Annotated in this window: 19 protein-coding genes; 15 read left to right on the top strand and 4 right to left on the bottom strand. The window is 62.9% G+C overall.

Annotated elements, in window-relative coordinates; all coding sequences use genetic code 11:
• The first annotated feature begins 28 nt into the window (after positions 1-28).
• From QP803_RS00095 to QP803_RS00080, 4 genes are read left to right on the top strand one after another with little or no spacing between them, the layout of a single operon-like run.
• Positions 29-1,042, top strand: a complete 1,014-nt coding sequence (locus QP803_RS00095) for an ABC transporter substrate-binding protein (protein ID WP_284947999.1) — start codon at positions 29-31, stop codon at positions 1,040-1,042.
• A 17-nt stretch (positions 1,043-1,059) separates the two neighbouring features.
• A complete protein-coding gene (locus tag QP803_RS00090; protein WP_284945653.1) occupies positions 1,060-1,884 on the top strand; it encodes an ABC transporter ATP-binding protein in 825 nt (274 codons plus the stop codon).
• A complete protein-coding gene (locus QP803_RS00085) occupies positions 1,881-2,705 on the top strand; it encodes an ABC transporter permease (protein WP_284945652.1) in 825 nt (274 codons plus the stop codon). Before QP803_RS00090 ends, QP803_RS00085 begins: the two co-directional genes overlap by 4 nt.
• A gap of 12 nt (positions 2,706-2,717) precedes the next feature.
• Complete coding sequence (locus tag QP803_RS00080) at positions 2,718-4,118, top strand: FAD-binding oxidoreductase (RefSeq protein ID WP_284945651.1); 1,401 nt, start codon at positions 2,718-2,720, stop codon at positions 4,116-4,118.
• Positions 4,119-4,163: 45 nt separating this feature from the next.
• On the opposite strand, the gene QP803_RS00075 is transcribed toward QP803_RS00080, so the two are convergent.
• On the bottom strand, positions 4,164-5,522 hold the full coding sequence (locus tag QP803_RS00075) for a cytosine deaminase (RefSeq protein WP_284945650.1): 1,359 nt from the start codon (positions 5,520-5,522) through the stop codon (positions 4,164-4,166).
• A gap of 159 nt (positions 5,523-5,681) precedes the next feature.
• On the opposite strand from QP803_RS00075, the gene QP803_RS00070 reads away from it, so the two are divergent.
• Positions 5,682-6,590 carry a LysR family transcriptional regulator gene (locus QP803_RS00070; RefSeq protein WP_284945649.1) on the top strand — a complete coding sequence of 303 codons (909 nt, stop codon included), beginning with the start codon at positions 5,682-5,684 and terminating at the stop codon, positions 6,588-6,590.
• An 89-nt stretch (positions 6,591-6,679) separates the two neighbouring features.
• On the opposite strand, the gene QP803_RS00065 is transcribed toward QP803_RS00070, so the two are convergent.
• Complete coding sequence (locus QP803_RS00065; protein ID WP_284945648.1) at positions 6,680-7,501, bottom strand: creatininase family protein; 822 nt, start codon at positions 7,499-7,501, stop codon at positions 6,680-6,682.
• 163 nt (positions 7,502-7,664) lie between these two features.
• On the opposite strand from QP803_RS00065, the gene QP803_RS00060 reads away from it, so the two are divergent.
• Genes QP803_RS00060 through QP803_RS00025 form a run of 8 tightly spaced genes read left to right on the top strand, consistent with a single transcriptional unit; the run spans position 7,665 to position 15,027 of the window.
• Positions 7,665-8,528, top strand: a complete 864-nt coding sequence (locus QP803_RS00060) for an ABC transporter ATP-binding protein (protein WP_284945647.1) — start codon at positions 7,665-7,667, stop codon at positions 8,526-8,528.
• 37 nt (positions 8,529-8,565) lie between these two features.
• Complete coding sequence (locus QP803_RS00055; protein ID WP_284945646.1) at positions 8,566-9,582, top strand: ABC transporter substrate-binding protein; 1,017 nt, start codon at positions 8,566-8,568, stop codon at positions 9,580-9,582.
• A gap of 60 nt (positions 9,583-9,642) precedes the next feature.
• A complete protein-coding gene (locus QP803_RS00050; RefSeq protein WP_284945645.1) occupies positions 9,643-10,422 on the top strand; it encodes an ABC transporter permease in 780 nt (259 codons plus the stop codon).
• Complete coding sequence (locus tag QP803_RS00045; protein ID WP_284945644.1) at positions 10,419-11,177, top strand: ABC transporter permease; 759 nt, start codon at positions 10,419-10,421, stop codon at positions 11,175-11,177. Before QP803_RS00050 ends, QP803_RS00045 begins: the two co-directional genes overlap by 4 nt.
• Positions 11,174-12,169: an LLM class flavin-dependent oxidoreductase gene (locus QP803_RS00040; protein WP_284945643.1), complete on the top strand. Its 996-nt coding sequence runs from the start codon at positions 11,174-11,176 to the stop codon at positions 12,167-12,169. Before QP803_RS00045 ends, QP803_RS00040 begins: the two co-directional genes overlap by 4 nt.
• A gap of 1 nt (position 12,170) precedes the next feature.
• Complete coding sequence (locus QP803_RS00035) at positions 12,171-13,826, top strand: CocE/NonD family hydrolase (RefSeq protein WP_284945642.1); 1,656 nt, start codon at positions 12,171-12,173, stop codon at positions 13,824-13,826.
• Positions 13,823-14,242: a cupin domain-containing protein gene (locus QP803_RS00030; protein ID WP_284945641.1), complete on the top strand. Its 420-nt coding sequence runs from the start codon at positions 13,823-13,825 to the stop codon at positions 14,240-14,242. The genes QP803_RS00035 and QP803_RS00030 overlap by 4 nt, the downstream gene beginning before the upstream one ends.
• A 2-nt stretch (positions 14,243-14,244) precedes the next feature.
• Complete coding sequence (locus QP803_RS00025; RefSeq protein WP_284945640.1) at positions 14,245-15,027, top strand: cysteine hydrolase family protein; 783 nt, start codon at positions 14,245-14,247, stop codon at positions 15,025-15,027.
• Here the strand turns inward: QP803_RS00025 and QP803_RS00020 are convergent.
• Complete coding sequence (locus tag QP803_RS00020) at positions 14,962-17,577, bottom strand: sensor domain-containing phosphodiesterase (RefSeq protein WP_284945639.1); 2,616 nt, start codon at positions 17,575-17,577, stop codon at positions 14,962-14,964. The genes QP803_RS00025 and QP803_RS00020 overlap by 66 nt on opposite strands.
• Positions 17,578-18,028: 451 nt before the next feature.
• On the opposite strand from QP803_RS00020, the gene QP803_RS00015 reads away from it, so the two are divergent.
• Entirely contained in the window at positions 18,029-18,559 is a 531-nt protein-coding gene (locus QP803_RS00015) for an isochorismatase family protein (protein WP_284945638.1), read from the top strand.
• Positions 18,560-18,621: 62 nt separating this feature from the next.
• Positions 18,622-18,831, top strand: a complete 210-nt coding sequence (locus QP803_RS00010; RefSeq protein ID WP_284945637.1) for an isochorismatase family protein — start codon at positions 18,622-18,624, stop codon at positions 18,829-18,831.
• Between the two features lie 244 nt (positions 18,832-19,075).
• Here QP803_RS00010 and QP803_RS00005 read toward each other — a convergent pair whose 3' ends face one another.
• Positions 19,076-19,612 (bottom strand): hypothetical protein, encoded by a 537-nt coding sequence (locus QP803_RS00005; RefSeq protein WP_284945636.1) that lies wholly within the window; start codon positions 19,610-19,612, stop codon positions 19,076-19,078.
• Between the last annotated feature and the right edge of the window lie 97 nt (positions 19,613-19,709).

The following is a 19,709-nucleotide window of genomic DNA, read 5'->3' as shown; positions in this document are numbered from 1 at the left end:
TGGGCCGTAGAATGGAGGCGACGTGTCGATGCGCAAGCTGCTGAAGCTGATCGTCTTTGCCGCCATCACAGCGGCCCTGGTATTTCGGTTTCAGCCGGCGGAGGCCGCCGACACCAAGATCGTCTTCGTGACGGACTGGAAGGCCGAGGCCGAGCATGGCGGCTATTATGAGGCTTTGGCGCTCGGCCTTTATAAGAAGGCCGGTCTTGATGTCACCATTCGGCAGGGCGGCCCCGGCATCGACAATATGCAGTTGCTGGCTGCCGGCGCCATCGATTTCGCAATCGGCTCGAATAGTTTCGGCCCGCTGAATCTGGTCCAGGCTGGGGCGAAAGTCGTAGCTGTCATGGCGGTGTCCCAGAAGGACCCGCAATGTTTGATGACGCATCCGCGCAGCGACATCAAAAGCCTCGCCGATATCAAGGGCAAGCCGATCCTGATTTCCTCAGGTGCCGCCAATACCTACTTCCTCTGGCTCAAGGCCAATTACGGCTATACGGACAGCCAGATCCGTCCCTATACCTTCAACATGGCGCCTTTCCTGGTCAACGCGAAGGCCATCCAGCAGGGCTATATCTCCTCCGAACCCTATCTGGTCGCGCAGCAGGGTGGCTTCTCCCCGCAGGTCTTCCTTTTCGCCAATGCGGGGTATCCGTCCTATGCCTCACTCGTCATGGTCTCCGACAAAATGGTCGATGCTCATCCGGATGTCGTGCAGGCCTTCGTCAATGCGTCCATCGAAGGCTGGTACGACTATCTCCATGGTGACCCCTCACCCGCGAACGCGCTCATCAAGCAGAACGACCCCGATGAGAATGACGGCGTGATCGCCTATGCCATCAAGACGATGAAGGCTCAGGGCATGATCGAGGGTGGCGATGCCGCAGCCCTCGGGATCGGCGCGATGACAGACGCGCGCTGGAGCCAGTTCTTCAACGTCATGTCGCAAGAAGGCGTCTACCCGAAGACGCTTGCCTATAAGACGAGCTACACGCTGCAATTCGTCAATAAGGGTCTCAGCCTGAAAATGGCCAAGCCCTGACACGCCCAACGACCAGCATGGACCTGTCCGGCCTTGTCGCGCCTCCGCGCCCGCTCGTCGCGCAAAGACCGATCGTCACCCTCGACAGCGTCGGCAAGGCCTATGGCAACGGCACCGTGGCCCTCCGCGACGTCAACCTCACCATCGGTCGCGCCCAATTCGTCAGCCTGTTGGGGCCGAGCGGCTGTGGCAAGAGCACGCTGCTGCGCCTCATCGCCGGCCTTGGTGATCTGACGAACGGCCGGATCGACTGGCCGGACGCGCCGCAGGATGCCCAGGGCCGCCCGAAGCGGGATCTCGGTTTCGTCTTTCAGGAGCCGACGCTCATGCCCTGGGCGACGGTCTTCGACAATGTCTACCTGCCGCTGAAACTCCAGCGCCTGTCTCGCAAGGATGCCCGGCCACGAATCATGGATGCGCTCGCCATGGTCGGGTTGGAGAATTTCGCGCGCGCCTATCCGCGTGAGCTATCCGGCGGCATGAAGATGCGCGTTTCGATTGCGCGTGCACTGATCACGCGGCCTGCCGTGCTCCTCATGGATGAGCCTTTCGCGGCGCTGGACGAGATCACACGGTTTCGCCTCAATGACGATCTGCTCCGCCTCTGGGCGGGCCACGATTGGACTGTCATTTTTGTGACCCATAGCGTCTATGAATCGGTCTATCTCTCCAACCGCATCGTGGTCATGGGCGCGCGGCCGGGTCGCGTCACGGCAGATCTCAGCATCGACGCGCCCTATCCGCGCTCCGAAGCCTTCCGCATGACCACCGCCTATAACGACTATTGCCGCATGGTCTCCGCCGAGTTGCATGCCACCCTGGATGATCGGGCAACCGCATGACGGTGATCGCACCCATTCCCCAGCGCGCCGACTATCGCGGCACGGTTCTTCGCATCCTGCTGCCCATTCTCGTCGGCATCGCTTTTCTCGCCCTATGGCAATTCCTGGTCGGTTGGCTGCAGGTTCCGAAATTCGTGCTACCCAAACCGACCTTGATCTGGACGGCGCTGATCGCGAATTTCTGGAGCCTTATGGGCTCCCTCTGGTTCACGCTCACCGTGACGATCGAGGCTTTCGTGCTCGCAGTTGTCGGCGGCGTGGCACTGGCGGTTTTGTTTTCGCAATCGGAATTCATCGCCACCGCCTTCTTCCCCTATGCCGTCATCCTTCAGGTCACGCCGGTGGTGTCGATCGCGCCGCTGATCATCATCTGGGTCGGGTATGACAATGTGCGCACCGCGCTGCTCATCCTCGCTTGGATCGTCGCCTTCTTTCCCGTGTTGTCGAACACCACGCTCGGCTTGCGATCGACCGATCATAATCTGCGTAACCTGATGCAGCTTTACGGCGCCTCGCGCTGGCGCATTCTCACCGAAATCCAATTCCCGAGTGCCATGCCCTACCTCCTCGCGGGCATGAAGATCTCCGGCGGCCTGTCGCTCATCGGCGCCGTTGTGGCCGAATTCGTCGCCGGCAGCGGTACCTCCACCGGCCTCGCCTGGCGCATCATCGAATCGGGAAACCGGCTCGATATTCCACGCATGTTCGCGGCTCTCGGTCTGCTGTCCTTCCTCGGGATCGCGATTTTCGGCGCGATGAGCGCCATCGAATATCTTCTCCTCCGCCACTGGCATGAGAGCGCAGTGCGGCGTGAAAATTAGCGAAGGATGAGCATGCGCGATCTTGAGCGGCTGAAGGCGAATCTGGTGGGTCTGGTGGTGGAGGACGAGCCCGGACTCGTTCGCAAAAAGAGCCGCGACTTCTACTGGTATTCCCCGATCCTCAAGCGCGACCTCGACCACGTCACCGGCGATCTCGTAGTGAGCCCCACCACAGAAGCCGAGGTCTGCCAAGCGATCGCGGCCGCCTTTGACGCCGATGTGCCAGTGACGCCCCGCGGCAGCGGCACGGGCAATTACGGCCAGGCGATGCCACTGTCAGGCGGCATGGTACTCAGCCTCGGCGGGCTGAATGCCATCACGCATATCGGGCCGGGCACCGTGACCGCCGGTGCCGGCGCGCTGCTCGGCAAGATTGACGCCGCAACCCGCGCGCATTCCGGCCAGGAACTGCGCATGTTCCCCTCCACCCACCGCACCGCCTCCATCGGCGGCTTCATCGCCGGCGGGTCAGGCGGCGTCGGATCCATTCGCTGGGGCGGCTTGCGCAACATCGGCAATGTCACACGGTTGCGCGTCGTTACCATGGAAGCAAGCCCACGCGTGCTGGTGTTGGAGGGCGATGAGATCGCCAAGGTCGCCCATGCCTATGGCACCAACGGCATCATCACCGCATGCGAAATGCCTTTGGCGCCCGCCTATGACTGGATCGATGTCATGGTCGGCTTTGAGAGCATGGAGCGCGCGGCCGCCTTCGCCGACCGCCTGGGCAATGAGGACGGCATCCTGTTGAAGGAATTGTCCGTCATGGCGGCGCCGATCGCGCATGAGTATTTCAGCGCCCACGGTAAATTCATCCGCCACGATCAGGCGGCGGTCTTGATCATGGTGGCGCCGCACTCGGCCGCCGCGCTCGACGCCTTCGTCCGGCGGCACCAGGGCGAGACGGTGTTTCGTTCCGACCAGATCTCGGCGGAGGCGCAGCGCACGATGCCACCGCTGTTCGAATTGACCTGGAACCACACGACGCTCGTCGCCCGGCGGGTCGATCCCACGATCACCTATTTGCAGACGCTGTATCCTTTTCCCGATCATCTCGCGGCCGTCGCGCGCATGAGCGCGCTGATCGGCCCCGAGATGTCCGATCATTTGGAGTTCATCCGTTTCGACGGTCGCGTTGTCTGTTCAGGCCTGCCGCTGATCCGGTTCACAACGGAGGAACGGTTGGACGAGATCGTGCGACTGTTCGAGGCGAATGGGTGCCTCGTCTTCAATCCCCATCGCTACACGCTGGAGGAAGGCGGAATGAAGCGCTCCGACCTCGGCCAACTGGCCTTCAAGCGTGAGGTCGATCCCAAGGGATTGCTCAATCCCGGCAAGATGATCGCCTGGGACGATCCCGATTTCGACTTCAAGAGCGAGCGCAAATACCTCTTCTCCGCACCGGCAGGGTGATGCGGAATACGCTGCGCTTTTCCGCCCTACGCCACTGTCGCGTCCTCACGCCGCGCTCGGCCCCTCCGTGCTGCGCGGCGTCGCCTTCGCCAGATGGTCGAGTTCCGCATAATCCGGCAGCGTGGTGTCAATCGCGCGGCCCGATCGCAAGACCCTGCGGTCCGCCTGAGGGCGCGACACCAACTCGTCGAAACTCCGCGCGCGTGTCAGCACCAAATCCGCTGAACGCCCGACGCCTATAGCACCGATCGTGGCCAATCCCATCGTCTCCGCCGGCTGGCGCGTAATGCTGCCACCCCAGTCACCATAAGGGTGATCGAGATGTGACACCCGCACCGTAAAGCGGAAACTGTCGAGCGTGTCGTGGTCGCCATAGGGCACAAAGGCGTCGCGGCAATTGTCGGTTGCAACCGCCACCGACACGCCAGCCTGCTTGAGTTCATGCGCGAGCGTGACGCCGCGCCAACGCGGCGTCCGCCCATTCACACGATCCTGCAAATACATATTCGCAGATGGGAGCGTGACGATGGTGATGCCCAGCCGGGCGCAAGCGGCGATTGTCGCGGCGGCGACTTCCTCCGGCTGAAGTGCCAGGTTGCAGCAATGCCCGCAGGTGACACGGCCTTGGAAATCGTGGCGCTCCACAGCCGCCACAATGCGCGGCAGGGTAAAGGCCGACACGTCATCCGTCTCATCGACATGCAGATCGACATCGAGACCATGTGTTTTGGCCTGGATGAACAGGCGGTCGAGCAATCCGTCGATCTCCGTCACCGGCCCATGGTCTGCGCCACTCAACCGCGTCACGGCACCGAGAACACCGGAAGAGCGAGCCACCAACGCAGCCAGCGTCGCGCCGAAGTCTTCCGCATATTGGTCGATGGTCACCAGGGCGACGGCCTGGAGCGCGATCCGCCCCTCCCACCGCGCCCGCATGTCCCGGAAGACGCCCCAGGAAATCTCGGCCTGGTCGCCAAAACTATCGAGATGGGTGCGGATGGCACCGACGCCATGGGCATAGGCACAGCGCAGCCCGAACTCCATCCGTGCGGCGATATCCTCGGCAGTCCAGAAGGCCGCGCGATCCGCGCCCGTCGCCGTCAATGCACCGAAGAAGGTGCCGTCCGGGTTGGGCGTGCGACGCACGACATGGCCCTTGTCGAGATGCGTGTGCATATCGACGAAACACGGCCAGACGATGCCGCCGGCGAGGTCGATACCCTCCGGCGCCGTGCCAGCGGGTTCGATCGCGGCAATGACGCCGTCTTCGATGCGCAGATCGGCGTCATGCAGATAGCCCTCGCGCGGCACGCCGAGCCGCATCAATGACGGGTCATCGATCGTGCCGGCGGGAAGCGCCGCACCACGCAGCCAGACGGTGGTGGGAATTTCAGGGAGCGTCATGTCGTCAGCATCGCAGCGTGGCTCCAGGCAAAAAGGGACCGGCGAGAGGCGCACCATAAGACACCACCACGGCGGGTTGGTAAAAGCATTTGAATCCCACCTGATGCGCTGCCTAAAAGCGGACAGTCCGCGTGTTCATGCTGCCGCAGGAGAGTCACCATGCTCCATAGCCGTCTCCTGACCTATCTCGATGAGGTCGCGCGTCTCGGCTCCATGCGCAAGGCCGCAACGCGCCTCAACGTCGCCTCCTCCGCCATCAACCGCCAGATCCTGGCCCTGGAGGCGGAGCTTGGCACGCCCTTGTTTCTACGCCTGCCGCGCAAGCTGATGCCGACCACGGCCGGGGAGATCATGATCCGGCATGTGCGCCAGACACTGAAGGACATGGAGCGGGTCCAGCGCCGTATTGAGGAATTGAAGGGCCTGCGGCGCGGTGAAATCACGCTCGCCATTATGAGCGGCCTGGCCGCGAATATGGTGCCGCGTATTGCCGTGGATTTCCGCCGCAGCTCCCCCCGCGTGAAGCTCACGCTGCGATTGCTGCCGACGGGGCATGAGATCATGGCGGCCGTTGCGGCGGGGGAGGCCGATATGGGTCTCGGCTTCGATTTCCCACGCGATGCTACCTTCCGCGTGCTGGCCTCCCGCGTCGGCCGGCTGGGCGCGGTCATGGCGCCCGATCACCCTCTGGCGAGCCGCAGCCTGCTCCGCCTCAGTGATTGCGCGGATTATCCGTTGATCGTCGCGGAGGAGGGGATGGCGATCCGCCCCTACCTGAACGATGCCTTTGCCGGAACCTCCCTCCAGATCGAGCCGACCTTGGAGACGAATTCGATCGAGGTCATGCGGCATGCCGCGATGCTGGACCAGGCGATCACCTTCCTCACGCCCTTCGATATCGAATGGGAGAAGCGGGCTGGCCGGCTCGCCTATATTCCGGTGCATGAGTTGCGGGGCCGGGTGCAGACCCTGATGCTCATCGGGCGGGATCGGGGCGTCGACGCCCTCACGAGCCTCCTGGCGGAGCAGATCAAGATCGCCATCGCGGCCACGGCTGTGAGTGGATGAGGTGAATGCGCTGCGCTTTTCCACCCTACGCGACGTGCGGCATCGTAGGGCGGAAAAGCGCAGCGTATTCCGCCGTGAGACGCCAGTGCTCACCCGTTATATGCCGTCTTCGCAGTGACCGCCGCCATCGGATAGGCCTGCACTTCCGCGATCAGCCCCAAGAGCGCCTGCGCCGCGCGCTCCACCTGCACGGCACCCCGTGCCGCGTCGGCCGCAGCCGCATTGCCGCAAGCGCCGCCGGGGTGCAGATCCTGCGCCTGCCAACCGAAGCCCACGCCGCCTTCGGGCGTCAGCAGCACATTCGTACGCTCCAATTCCACCGAACGCGGCACGAAATCCGCAGCATGCGCCATTTGCACCAGATCGGGATGGAGATGCAGCATGACCGAGGTTTCGGACTCGCCGCCATGGATGCCGTGCCGGACTTCCCCCGCGCTATAGAGGTCGCTGGAGTTGATGGTGCGGAACCAACTCGCGCCCACGGCAAACATACCGAGTTCCACGCGCAATTCCCGGCAGACGATCTCCATCACCTGCGGCTGGCCGCCATGGGAATTGAACAGGATGATCTTGCGCACGCCGGCACGCCACGCGCTCTTCGCGACCTCGAACCACAGCCTCGCGAGCAGCTCATACGGCAGAGTCAGTGTGCCGGGGAACGCGATATGCTCATTGGATTTGCCGATCGGCAGCGCGGGCAGAACCAGCGCCGGCATATCGGCGGGCATCAGGGCTACCGCGCGCGCCAGGATACCGGCATTGATTGCGGCATCGACGCGCACAGGCAAATGCGGGCCGTGCTGCTCCACCGCACCCACCGGCAGGATGGCGACAATCCCGCTCATGTCGAGTTCGGCGAATTCCCTGGTGGAGAGATCCCACCACCAATGCGACGACGGCGCTTTCATCATGGATTACCTTTCACTACTCACTGACCCTCATACGACCCTTTTTCTGGCCTGACCGCTGCCGATTAGGCATCGCAACGCGCTCAAAAAAACGGTTCCCATGGCAGTCATCTTAGCGGACCATGCCCCTTCACTGCCGCGTTTCGCGGCATAGTGTGAGGGTTTTATGGTCTCTGCGACCCCCGGCGCGGCAATCCTGCCTCAATTTTCGGCTTCCGCCGCCACGACCACCAGTCGGGCGCAGACTGCGACCGTGCGGGCCGACGGGCTGTCGATCCAGAATGTCGAGATGGTCTATCGCCGCGGCAGCCAGACCGTCACGGCCCTTTCCGGTTGCGATCTTGAGGTCGCGGCCGGGTCCTGGGTGTCCCTGATCGGCGCCTCGGGCTGCGGCAAGTCCACGCTGCTGCGCATCCTGTCCGACATCGTCAAGCCGACGGCAGGCACGGCGCTGCTCGGCGGCATGACGCCCGCCCAGGCTCGCGCCTCGCGGCGCTTCGCGCTCGTTTCCCAGAACGCCGTCATGCTTCCCTGGCGCAAGGTGCTGGGTAATGTCGAACTCGGGTTGGAAGTCGCGCGTGTCGATCGTGCGGAGCGTCGGCGTCGCGCCGAAGCCGCGATCGAAATGGTTGGCTTAAAGGGTTTTGAAAAAGCCTATCCCTCGGAACTCTCTGGCGGCATGCGGCAGCGCGCCGCCATCGCGCGCGCCCTGACGCTGAAGCCCGCCTACCTGTTTATGGACGAGCCATTCGGCGCGCTGGACGAATTGACGCGCGACCGCCTCAATTTCGAGTTGCTGCGCATCCTTGAGGAGACGAAGGCGACGCTTCTGCTCGTCACCCATTCGATCAGCGAAGCGATCATTCTGTCCGACACCGTCGTTGTCATGTCACCACGACCGGGGCGGATCACGCGCCGCATCGATGTCGATTTCGGTCATCACCGCACGCCCGAGATGCGCGATGACCCACGCTTTGGCCGGTTGGAGGCGGAGGTGCGCCACGCCCTCGGCCATAGCATGACCGCCTAACGGAACCTTCACCTTGGCCATGAAAGAGGAAGTTTTAATGCGAACTCGTCATCTCTGGGTAGCGTCACTTCTCGCGGGCGCCGCTATGCTCAACATCGGCGCAGGCCATGCCGAGGCCGCCGGCATGACGAAGCTTTCTGTCGTGCTCGGCTATATTCCCAATGTCGAAATGTATGGCCCGGAATACGCGCTGCATGCCGGCTACTATAAGGCCGAAGGTCTGGACGTGACGCTGATCCCCGCCGGCCAAGGCGTCGATCAGGTGCAGATGGTCGCCGCCGGCATCGCGACGATCGGCATCGACAATCCCGAACCCATTCTCGCCGCCGAGGGACGCGGCGAAAAGTTTATGGTTTTCGCGGGCCAGTTCCAAACCCAGCCGATCGCCATGACGTGTCGCAAGGATAGCGGCGTCACCGTGCCCGCCGATCTCAAGGGTAAGACCGTCGGTGTGAAGGTCAATGCCGCACCTTATTACAAACTCTTCCTGGAGAAGAACAACGTCTCCCCGGCCGATGTGAAAACGATGACGGTCGGCCCGAATGATGTCTCCCTTTTGATCGCCGGCCGCATCGGCTGCGAAATCACCACTTTTGCGTTCAATGAGCCGCTGCTGGTGCAGCAGGCGGGCGTGCCGACCACGGTGTTGCCGCTCGGCAAATACGGCCTTAACGCGCAGGCCGATTCCTTCTTCGTGAAAAGCGCCTATTTCGCCAAAGCCGCGAACCAGGCGACGTTGGTGAAATTCCTCCGCGCCACCGGCAAAGGCTGGTCTGGTTTCTATAAGGATCCGAAGGCCGCCGCGAACTATATTATCGACGGCAACTTCGTCGACGGGCTCGACCGCGCACAGCAGATCTTTCAAGCCGAGCAGCAGGTCATTTACATGAAAAGCGCGCTGACCGCCGAAAAGGGCATTCTCTGGCTCGATCCGTCGATCTGGCAACAGACGGCGCAGAACCTCAAGGATGCCGGCGTCACGTCCACCGTCATCCCGACCGATGGTGTGCTGACAACCTCGATCCTCGAACAAGCGGATATGCCGAAGTTCTGAGCCGGAACAACCACCGATGCGCATGAGCCGCGCGGACATCACACCGACAGGGGTATCGGAATGAGGCCCGAACGCCTCACCCGCGCTGGCGCTGTCGTGCTGCCGCCGACCATGCTCGTCGTCCTGATCGTCGGCCTCTGGGCCTGGCTGAGTGCGCATGGCTTCATCGCGAATTACCTTCTGCCGGCGCCCCTGGTGCTGCTCAAGGCACTCTGCACCAGCGCGTCCGTGTTGCTGCGGCACGGAACGGCGACGACGATGGAGGCCTTGGGCGGCTTCGCCCTCGGCAGCTTCGCGGGCGTCGTCGCCGCCATTCTGCTGGCCTCCTCCCGCTGGCTACGGCAGTGCTTCTTCCCGCTGGCGCTGGCGAGCCAGGCGGTGCCCATCGCCGCCATCACGCCGCTGATCGTGCTGCTCATCGGGCGCGGCCTGCCGGCGATCCTCACCGTGGTCTCCATCGCCGCATTCTTTCCAATGCTCATCAACATGACGCGCGGCTTGCGGGAAGCCGATATCGGCTATCATGAGCTGCTGCACAGCCTATCCGCCACCAGTCCGCAGCGGCTGCGGATGGTCGAACTGCCGGCCGCCCTGCCCTATCTGTTCGCGGCGCTGAAGGTCAGCGCCTCCGCCTCCTTCATCACCGCCATCGTCGGCGAATGGATCGGATCGAATGTCGGCCTCGGCTATTTGATCGTGATCTCGGGCCAGTATTTCAAAATCCCCACACTCTGGGCGGCGGTCGTCGTCACGGCCGCATTGACGCTGATCCTCGTGGGCCTCGTTACCCTGGCGGAGCGGCTTGCTATGCCCTGGCTTGCGGCGGAGACGACCTCATGAGGCGCGTCTTCGGCCCGGTCGCGGTCTTCGTGCTTGTGCTGATCCTGTGGTGGGCCGTGACGGCCCTGCAATGGATCGACCCGCTGGTGCTGCCCTCGCCGCTCGCGGTTGTGGCGGCCTTTTGGAATGACGCCGGCGTGCTCGCCTTCAATGCCGGCATCACCGCCACCGAGGCGATCACCGGCCTCGTCATCGGCAATAGCATAGGGCTGCTGCTGGCCATTCTGTTCGTGGGATCACCGGTCAGTCGCCGCTCGGTGCTGCCCCTCGCCATGGCGGCGCAGGCGATTCCCATCGGCGCCGTCACGCCGGCGCTCATCATCGGCTTCGGAGATGGCATGGAGCCGAAGATCCTCGTCGCCATCTTCCTGGTCTTCTTTCCGATGCTGGTGAACGGCATGCGCGGATTGCGCAGCGCGGATGCCGAGGTTGGCGAGTTGCTGCACAGCCTGTCGGCGAGTGGATTTCAGCGGCTTTGGATGGTGCGGCTGCCGGCGGCATTGCCATTCATCTTCACGGCGCTGAAATTCTCGGCCTGTAGCTGCTTCGTCGCCGCCATCGTCGCCGAATGGGTCGCGGCCGACCGCGGCCTCGGTTACCTCATCGTCTTTGAGAGTTCGCAGTATCGCAATGATGAGGTCTGGGCGGCGGTGCTCATCGGCACAGCCTCCAGCATGGTGCTGGTCGGCCTCATCGTGCTGATCGAGCGCTGGGCGATGCCCTGGGCGCGCGCCACCTCCGGCCGCCTCGCATGAGCACGCGGGTCGGTATCTTCAACCAAATGTGGGCGGAGGTCGGCGTCACCGACCGCGCGGCGATCACCACGGCGCTGGACGATATCCGCCATGCCGAGGCGCATGGCTTCGCCTCCGTCTGGATCGGCGAGCATCACCTGCCGCCCGGCCTGCCCGGCACCTTCCATGGCCGCGTGCCCGCGGCCGAAGTCTTTCTCGGCTATGTCCTGGGCGCGACGACCCGCATCGCGGTCGGGACAGGCGTAAAGATCCTCTCGACCAATTCCGCGCGCCGCTCGGTCGAGGAAATGGCGATGCTGCATCTCCTCGCGCCGGGGCGCGTGGAGTTCGGTCTTGGCCAGGGTCCCACGCTTCCGGGCGCGAGCGAGACCCGCGCCGAAAAGGCGGCGCGCTACCGCGCATTGCTGGCGGAGATTCTCGGCACTCTCAAGGGCGACATCGGTTTCTCGCTTAGCCCTTGTCCCGCGCTTGTGGAAAAAATCTGGGTCGCGGCGCGGGACGAACCGACGCTCACCTTCGCGGCCGCGCACGACCTCAACCTCGTTATCGGCCAGGCCGAGATCGGGGTGCGGCAGGCCGCCTTTGTGCGCGCCTATCGGGCGGCCGGTGGCCATGGCCAGGTGCGTGGGGTGCGGGTCGCTTTCGTGGCGGAAAGCCGGGCCGAGGCCGCGGCCGAATGCGCCACGGCCACCGCGATCTACTTCGCCGCCCTCGGCCATAAGGGTTACCACGCTCAGGCGGTCGCCGACGGCCTGCTGCCACCCACCGCACCCACGCCGGCCGAGCAGCGGCGGCAACTCGATGTCTTTGCCGGCACGCCGGAGGATGTGGCCGCCGCCTTGAACGCCCATATCGCCGAAACCGGCATCGACCGGCTGGATATCATGCCGCAGCTCCCCGGCATGACGACGGCGGCGGTGCGGCGGTCGATGACCCTGTTCGAGGCGGAGGTGCGGCCCCGCCTGCGCTTCCCGGCACTGGCGGAGACCTGAGATGAGACGCGTGCTCGGACCCGAAACGATTGCCATGACCACGCAGGACGGTGTGCGGCTGGATGCCGACCTTTATCGTCCGGCGGAGGGCGGCCCCTATCCGGTTCTGCTCATGCGCCAGCCCTATGGCCGCCGCATCGCCTCCACCGTCGTCTTCGCCCATCCCCGCTGGTACGCGGCGCAAGGCTATATTGTCGTCATCCAGGATGTGCGCGGTACGGGTTCGTCGGAGGGCACCTTCCACGCCTTCGAGACGGAGCGTGAGGATGGCGCCGAGGCCGTCGCCTGGGCGGCGGCCCTGCCGGGCTCCACCGGTCGCGTGGGCATGTATGGTTTCTCCTACCAGGGCATGACGCAATTGCTCGCGCTCGCCGGTGGCGCGCCGGCTTTGGGGGCGCTGGCGCCGGTCATGGTGGGCTGGGACCTGCACGGCGACTGGGCCTATGAGGGCGGTGCGCTGCGCCTGGCCGATGGCATCGGCTGGGGCATCCAGATGGCCGCCATCCGTGCCGCGCGGGAGAGCGATACCGAGGCAGTCCGCGCCCTGTCCGGCGCCGCCCGTGCGATGCCGCTGCAGGACGAGACGCCGGCCTTCCCCGATGTGCTGCGCCGCTATCGCCACTACGGCCATTTCGCCGATTGGGTCGAGAACGACGGCCATGACGCCGCCTATTGGCGACGCACCTCGCCCCGCGCGGCCCTCGCCGGCAAGCGCATGGACGTGCCGATGCTGCATATCGGCGGCTGGTACGACACTATGCTGATGGGTACGCTGGACACTTTCGCGGCCGTGCGCGCGGCGTCCGATCAGCCGCAGCGTCTGGTGGTGGGCCCTTGGCCGCATCTGCCCTGGGGGCGGATGTCCGGCGGCGATATGGGGCCCGAGGCTGATGCGCAGATCGATCGCCTGCAACTCGCCTGGTTCGACGGCTTCCTGAAGGACTCACCGGGCGGCGATCATCTCACCACCGGCCTCGACCTGTTCGATGTGACGGCGAAAACGTGGCGGCATTTCCCCGCCTGGCCCTCGGGCGAGGGCACGCTTTACCTCGGCAGTTCCGGCCTCGCGACGCCGACCGCAACCGATGGCGTGTTGCGACATGCGCCCGCCGAGGCCGCGCGGGATGAGGTGGTGCATGACCCCTGGCGGCCGGTGCCCTCGTTTGGCGGCCATGATGCGGCACCCATGGGGCGGCAGGACCGCACCGCCCTCGATGCACGCGCTGATATCGCCTGCTTCACCTCGGCGCCGTTCGAGGCCGAGGCTGTCATGGCCGGCCGAGTCGATCTCGACCTTTGGGTCGAAGCGGATGCCGTGTGTTTCGACATCTCCGCCGTCTTGTCCGAAATCACGCCGGAGGGACGGGCGATCATCCTCACCCAAGGCTATCGCCGGGTGACCGCCGCCGAACCGCTACCGATCCGCGTGTCGCTGCGCGCGCTCTGCGCGACGATCCGGCCCGGCGTGGCGCTGCGCCTCAGCCTCGCCGGCGCCAGCTTTCCCGCGCATCCCGTAAACCCCGGCACTGGCGCAGCACCGGCCGCAACCTTTGCCACGGATTGCCAGGTTATCACGCTGACCATCGCCAGCGGCCTGGACACGCCCTCGCGCCTGATCCTGCCTATCCTCTCATCGCCCCTAAGGAGCAACCCATGATCGCCTTCGGCAAGGAGGCCGCTTCGGCGGCCAAGGTTTTCCGCATCGCGCCGACGGACACGAATTACTTCGCGGTTCTGTTCGACCCCGAGAAGGACGGCATCAAGAATGTTTTCGTGGTCGAGATCTTCACGCCCGGCGGCGCCACCCCGCCCAATACGCACAACCACGCGGACGAGTTCTTCTATGTCCTGTCCGGCGAAGGCATCGCGCGCTGCGGCACGGCCGAGACGCCGCTTAAGACCGGGGATGCGCTTCTACTGCGCCCCGGTCATGAGCACATCGTTCATAACACCGGCACCGCGAAGCTCTATTGCCTGACGGTCATGACGCCGAACGAAGGCTTCGCCGAGCTGATCCGCAGCGGCCATCCAATGGAATTGGATGCCGAGGATCTCAAGGTGCTGGGAGGCTAGCCGTGGCCGAGTCTGAAGAAGGGAGCGGCATGATTGCTTTGGGGTCGAGCGCGCGCAACCAGTGGCAGGTCTCACCAACCACGGTCGATCTGCGCCGCACGGCGCGTGAGGCACGACCGCTGACGATCGAATCGACGCCGCAGCGGATCACCCTCGATCTTGCGCGCACGGCGATGATCGTCATCGATATGCAGAACGATTTCTGTCATCCGCAGGGCTGGCTCGGGCATATCGGCGTCGATGTCGCCCCGACGCGCGCGCCAATACCGGCCCTCGCGGCGCTGCTGCCGGCGTTGCGGCGTCAAGAGGTGCCGGTGGTTTGGGTGAATTGGGGCAACCGGCCAGATCGGCTGAACCTCAGCCCCACGCTGCTGCATGTGTATAAGCCGGACGGCACGGGCGTCGGCCTCGGCGATCCGCTCCCCAGTGCGGGCGCGCATGTGTTGGAGCAGGGCAGCTGGTCCGCTGGCGTTGTCGATGAGCTGGCGCCGGAAGAGGGTGACATCCACGTGTCGAAATACCGCATGTCGGGGTTTTGGGACACGGCGCTGGACAGTATTCTACGCAACCTCGGCGTGACGACTTTGTTGTTTGCCGGGGTCAATGTCGATCAATGCGTGCTCGGCACATTGCAAGACGCCAGCTGCCTCGGTTACGACTGCGTGCTGCTGGAAGATTGCAGCGGCACGACATCGCCCGCGTATTGTGTCGCCGCCACTCTATACAATGTGCGCCAGTGTTTCGGCTTCGTCGCGCGGTCGGAGGGGTTTCTGGGTCTCGGCTAGGAGCGCTGGCACGTCGTTCGCAGGAACCGGGCGACTGAACAGATAGCCTTGCACCTGCCCGCAGCCGTTTCTGCTCAAGAAATCCCGCTGTGCTTGCGTCTCCACCCCTTCTGCGGTGACCGAAATCCCAAGGCTATTGGCCAATGCGATGATGGCCTGGACAATCGCATCGCCGCCGGCGCCATCTGGTAAATCCCGGATGAGGGATTGGTCGATCTTGATCTTGTCGAAGGGAAAGCGGCGCAGATAGCCCAGTGACGAATATCCCGTTCCGAAATCATCCATGGCAATGCGCACGCCGGTCTGCCGCAAGGCGCGCAAAAGTTTAACGTTCGCCTCATTGTCCTGAAGCAGCAGCGTCTCCGTCACTTCGAGTTCGAGACGTGTGGCCGCAAGCCCTGACTCTGACAGGGCCATGCTGATTTCGGCCTCCAAATCCTTGTTGCCGAACTGCACAGCGGAGAGATTGACGGCCACACCGACAGTCCCCGGCCATCCTGCCGCTTCACGACACGCCTCCTGCAAGGCCCAACGCCCGATCGGCACGATCCAGCCAGTTTCCTCCGCAAGGGGGATGAAGTCGGCGGGCGAAACAAGACCCCGGACCGGGTGCTGCCAGCGGATCAAAGCCTCGAAACTGATGACCATTCCAGTTTCCAGGTCGATGAGCGGTTGATAGAACAAACGAAATTCGTTTCGACTCAGCGCATCCCGCAAGTCCAGCTTCAGTTCAACCAGAACCTGCAAATGGATGTCCATGGCTTGGTCGAAATACTGGCAGCCTCCGCGACTGGTCAGCTTGGCGCGATGCAGTGCCGTATCCGCGTTCCTGAGCAATTGCTCTGGGCTGGTTGCATCGTCTGGCGCCATGGAGATGCCAATGCTGCCGCCCAAGACGACATCGGTTTCCCCAACATCAATCGGCTCCCCCAGCGATTGCAAAACCCGGCGGCTGAGAAGATCGACCTGTTCGGGTGAATTCACGTTCCCCAGAATGACCGCGAACTCGTCGCTGCCGTAGCGGGCAACCATACCCTCCTCTCCCACGCTCGCTTTCAGACGATCCGCCGCATGTTGGAGAACCTTATCACCGGCCGCATGACCGATCGCCACGTTCACGGCCTTGAAGTCGTCCAGGTCGATGCGGAGAAGCGCCACCCGTACCCCCGGCATCACAGACGCCATGGCCTCTGAAAGCCGTTGATGGAACAGCAGGCGGTTGGCGAGGCCGGTGAGGGGGTCGTGCCGCGCAAGATAGGAGATGCGGGCCTCGGCGCGCTGACGCTCCTCCTCCGCCGTACGCTCCACCGTGATATCGAGCGACAGGCCAACCAGCCTGACGGCTTTCCCGGCGATGTCCTTCGTGGGTCGACCGTTGATCCTGATCCAATGGATCGTGCCATCCGGCCAGATGCTGCGATATTCGATTTCAAGATCCTGGCCGGCTGCCCAGGCTTGTTCCACCTCCCTGCCGTATCGCTGTTCATCGTCAGGATGCATGCGTGCGAGCGCCGTGTCGTAGTCGGAGACGGCGGCGCCAAGCTGAAGGCCGAAGTTGATCACGCTCACATCCGACGCCGTCAGTCGCCGCGACGCCAGATCGAGTTCCCAGGTGCGCAAGCGACCGACATCGAGCGCCAGGCGCAGGCGGGTTTCCGTTTCAAGATGCGTGGCTTCTGCAATCTTGCGCTCGTGGATGTCTTCCACCACGCCGTACCACCGCATGATGCGGCCCGTCACGTCACGTCTCGGCGTCGCGCGCACGCGAAACCAACGATAGTTTCCAGCGGCGAGGCGCAGACGATACTCCATGTCGAGCGGCTCACCCTCCCGCAAGGAAGCCGACCACGCCGTCAACGCCGAGGAGAGATCTTCCGGGTGAACGGCCCTGACCCAATCCTGGCTATTGGAATATTCATAGGATGAGCCAATCATTTCTTGCCAACGCTCTTCCCCTTCCTCGGACTTGCCGTCCGCCGACATGGTCCAGCGCATGTGAGGATTGGAGGCGACGGCAACGCGATAGTGTTCCTTGCTCTCTCGCAATGCAGCATTCGAATGATAGAGTTCCAGGCGGGCTGAAACGCTTTCTGCCATTTCCGAAAGGATGATGCTGTCAGCGGCCGTGAAGTCGCGCGGTGCCGTGTCGATCACGCAGAGCGCGCCCAGCGCACGACCTTCGCCATCGATGATGGAAACCCCGGCGTAGAATCGAAACCGAGGCTTTCCGGTCACGAAGGGATTGTCGGCAAAACGCGTGTCCAGGGTGGCATCGCGGATAATGGTGACGTGATCGGGGGTGAGAATGGTCTGTGAGCAGAACGCCAGGTCGCGGGGCACTTCGTACCCGCGCGGCAAGCCAAAGGCGGATTTCGCCCACTGACGATCGGAGTCCAACAGGTTCACGAGCACGATCGGCACATGGAGTTTGCCCGCGGTCATGCGCGTCAAGCTGTCGAGATAGGGGTCTGCGGCCGTATCCATGATTGCATGGGCATGCAGAGACGACAATCGCTCTGCCTCGTCCCGCGGCAATTGGATCGGTTTCAAGTCGTTCTCCTGACGCCTCAACGCTACCCAGTCTACCGAGCACCTTTGTATGAAGTTGAATCGCTTGTGTCGATGGTTTCGTGGCCGTTCAGACCGGTCTCAGGGACCCTGCGATGCCGCCCTGCCGACGAAACCGCCAACTCCGGAGATTGTTTCACCGTCCGACTCGGCCTATTCGTTTGGTATTCGGATCGCCTTTGATGCGGCTCATGAGGCTTCGGACGCCACCTCGGCGGGCTTTGCGTCAAGAATTGCCTGCGGTTTGGGTGACTTGGGGCAGCCGGCCCGACCGGCTGAACCTCGGCCCACGCTGCTGCCTGCGTATAGGCCTGATGGCGGGGGCGCCGGCCTAGGCGATGCACTGACTCGGGCAAGCCCGCACGTGCTGGAGCTGGGCCACTGGCGTTGTGGATGAGTTGGCACCGGACGAGGGCGACACCCACGTCTCGAAATGGGGTTCTGTGACACCGCGCTGGACAGTATTCTGCGCAACCTCGGCGCGACGACTGTGTTGTTCACCGGCGTCAATGTGGATCAAGGCGCGCTCGGCACGCTGCAAGACGCAAGCCGCCTCGGTGACGATTATGTGCTGCTGGAGGATTGCAGTGGGACGACATCGCCGGGGTATTGTCTGGCCGCGACGCTATACAATGTGCGGCAGTGTTTCGGGTTCGTCGCAAGTCGCAGGGGTTTTGGCGGAGGCGTGGGTAAGGAGGCGAGCGTCATTAAGACGATCATCATGGGCAATTGGCGCAACATTCACGTCGGGGTTGAAGACGACGGCCTCACAATCGGGGGTGTCGCGGTGTGGCAGGCGATATGGCGCCGCACGGGAGACCCTGCCGTCGTTCTTCCTCACCCCAATTACCCAAACCAGCATCACACCTTCCGCGTCGTTGACGTCGGCAGTCTTGACCATCCCATCCGCTTCGCCGTGGCAGAACTATCGGCCGGCGTTTATGGGTTCTACGTCCCGGACTGATCGTAAGGCCTCTTGGCCGCTTCGCGCTCAGCCTGATCCATCCGTTCCGTCGCCACCTCGGCGTGACGACGTTGCTGTTTGCCGGCGTCAATGTGGATCAATGCCTTCTCGGCACGCCGCAAGACGTACGCTGCTTCGGTGACGATTGTGTGCTGCTAGAGGATTGCAGTGGCACGACATCGCCGGAGTGTTGTGTGGCCGCGACGTTGTACGATGTGCGGCAGTGTTTCGGGTTTGTCGCGCGGTCGGAGGGGTTTTTTGCGGGGGCGTAGGGCGGGAGGCGAGCGTCAGTGATCGTTTGGGTGGAACGCGGACAGGGGGCGCAAGCCGAGAAAGGTCTGGTTTACGCCCATGCAGGTCAGTCAACACGGTTCGCTGTGTTTCCTGAAGCGGACCTTTCTGCATGCACTGCAATTCCCGCCGCTGTCTCGCCAGTCGAATGCGGTCGGGCTGGTGTAGATTAACAAGAGTGTCTATTTCAACTGGGCGTTGCCCGTCCAAGTTCAACGTAAACAACTAGCCAGAAGTCTCTTCGTCATCCACCTTTTCTTGTTCGGCACACAACTTCGCCTGTAAAACTCCGCCTGGGCAGCAGTGTCCAAAGATTGGACATCCACCATATTCAAGTGGATCGACATCTCCGTCTATCGCATCTTCTGGTATAGGGTCTTCTAGCATCCCACGTAGGAAAGCAATATCCTCAGGAGTCTTGTGTGCATAAGCATCTTTATCAAACATCTCCTGCAGGTGCTTCTTGTGTTCTACGATCTGTTGCTTGGACCGCGGTGGGAGTGGCATGAATTCGATGCAATGCTCCCAAGGACAGACAAGCCCCTGCTCAGCAAACGCCATGTTCGGCCTAAAATCCGGTATATATCCGACGCTTCCAGATATGTCACGATCGTTACACAAATATATCACGAATAGAAGATCAAATGTGTCAACAATGCATTGCAGCTTTCCGTCTTTCTTACCTATGAACCCTGTTTCCACCAGGCTATGAAACCAGCCCATTTCCAACACATCTACGGGTTTATCATTATCATCGTCCACAAAATTAAACGGCGTGCCAAAGCGTTGTATTGACCAAATCGCGTCTAACTGTTCATTTGTTAATTCTATTATATCCTTCGCCCTCCCAAGATAAAAA

Origin of the sequence: Acidisoma sp. PAMC 29798 (genome assembly GCF_030252425.1) — a bacterium.
Taxonomy (GTDB): domain Bacteria; phylum Pseudomonadota; class Alphaproteobacteria; order Acetobacterales; family Acetobacteraceae; genus Acidisoma; species Acidisoma cladoniae.
The sequence above is the reverse complement of the archived record's forward strand: the minus strand, read 5'-3'. Positions and strand labels throughout refer to the sequence as shown.

What these genes read in the sequence shown, in the direction of transcription:
- QP803_RS00075 (WP_284945650.1), bottom strand. Translation starts at nt 5,522, where the DNA reads ATGACGCTCCCTGAAATTCCCACCACCGTCTGGCTGCGTGGTGCGGCG.
- QP803_RS00070 (WP_284945649.1), top strand. Translation starts at nt 5,682, where the DNA reads ATGCTCCATAGCCGTCTCCTGACCTATCTCGATGAGGTCGCGCGTCTC.
- QP803_RS00095 (WP_284947999.1), top strand. Translation starts at nt 29, where the DNA reads ATGCGCAAGCTGCTGAAGCTGATCGTCTTTGCCGCCATCACAGCGGCC.
- QP803_RS00030 (WP_284945641.1), top strand. Translation starts at nt 13,823, where the DNA reads ATGATCGCCTTCGGCAAGGAGGCCGCTTCGGCGGCCAAGGTTTTCCGC.
- QP803_RS00090 (WP_284945653.1), top strand. Translation starts at nt 1,060, where the DNA reads ATGGACCTGTCCGGCCTTGTCGCGCCTCCGCGCCCGCTCGTCGCGCAA.
- QP803_RS00045 (WP_284945644.1), top strand. Translation starts at nt 10,419, where the DNA reads ATGAGGCGCGTCTTCGGCCCGGTCGCGGTCTTCGTGCTTGTGCTGATC.
- QP803_RS00015 (WP_284945638.1), top strand. Translation starts at nt 18,029, where the DNA reads ATGGGGTTCTGTGACACCGCGCTGGACAGTATTCTGCGCAACCTCGGC.
- QP803_RS00060 (WP_284945647.1), top strand. Translation starts at nt 7,665, where the DNA reads ATGGTCTCTGCGACCCCCGGCGCGGCAATCCTGCCTCAATTTTCGGCT.
- QP803_RS00050 (WP_284945645.1), top strand. Translation starts at nt 9,643, where the DNA reads ATGAGGCCCGAACGCCTCACCCGCGCTGGCGCTGTCGTGCTGCCGCCG.
- QP803_RS00080 (WP_284945651.1), top strand. Translation starts at nt 2,718, where the DNA reads ATGCGCGATCTTGAGCGGCTGAAGGCGAATCTGGTGGGTCTGGTGGTG.
- QP803_RS00085 (WP_284945652.1), top strand. Translation starts at nt 1,881, where the DNA reads ATGACGGTGATCGCACCCATTCCCCAGCGCGCCGACTATCGCGGCACG.
- QP803_RS00055 (WP_284945646.1), top strand. Translation starts at nt 8,566, where the DNA reads ATGCGAACTCGTCATCTCTGGGTAGCGTCACTTCTCGCGGGCGCCGCT.
- QP803_RS00035 (WP_284945642.1), top strand. Translation starts at nt 12,171, where the DNA reads ATGAGACGCGTGCTCGGACCCGAAACGATTGCCATGACCACGCAGGAC.
- QP803_RS00040 (WP_284945643.1), top strand. Translation starts at nt 11,174, where the DNA reads ATGAGCACGCGGGTCGGTATCTTCAACCAAATGTGGGCGGAGGTCGGC.
- QP803_RS00065 (WP_284945648.1), bottom strand. Translation starts at nt 7,501, where the DNA reads ATGATGAAAGCGCCGTCGTCGCATTGGTGGTGGGATCTCTCCACCAGG.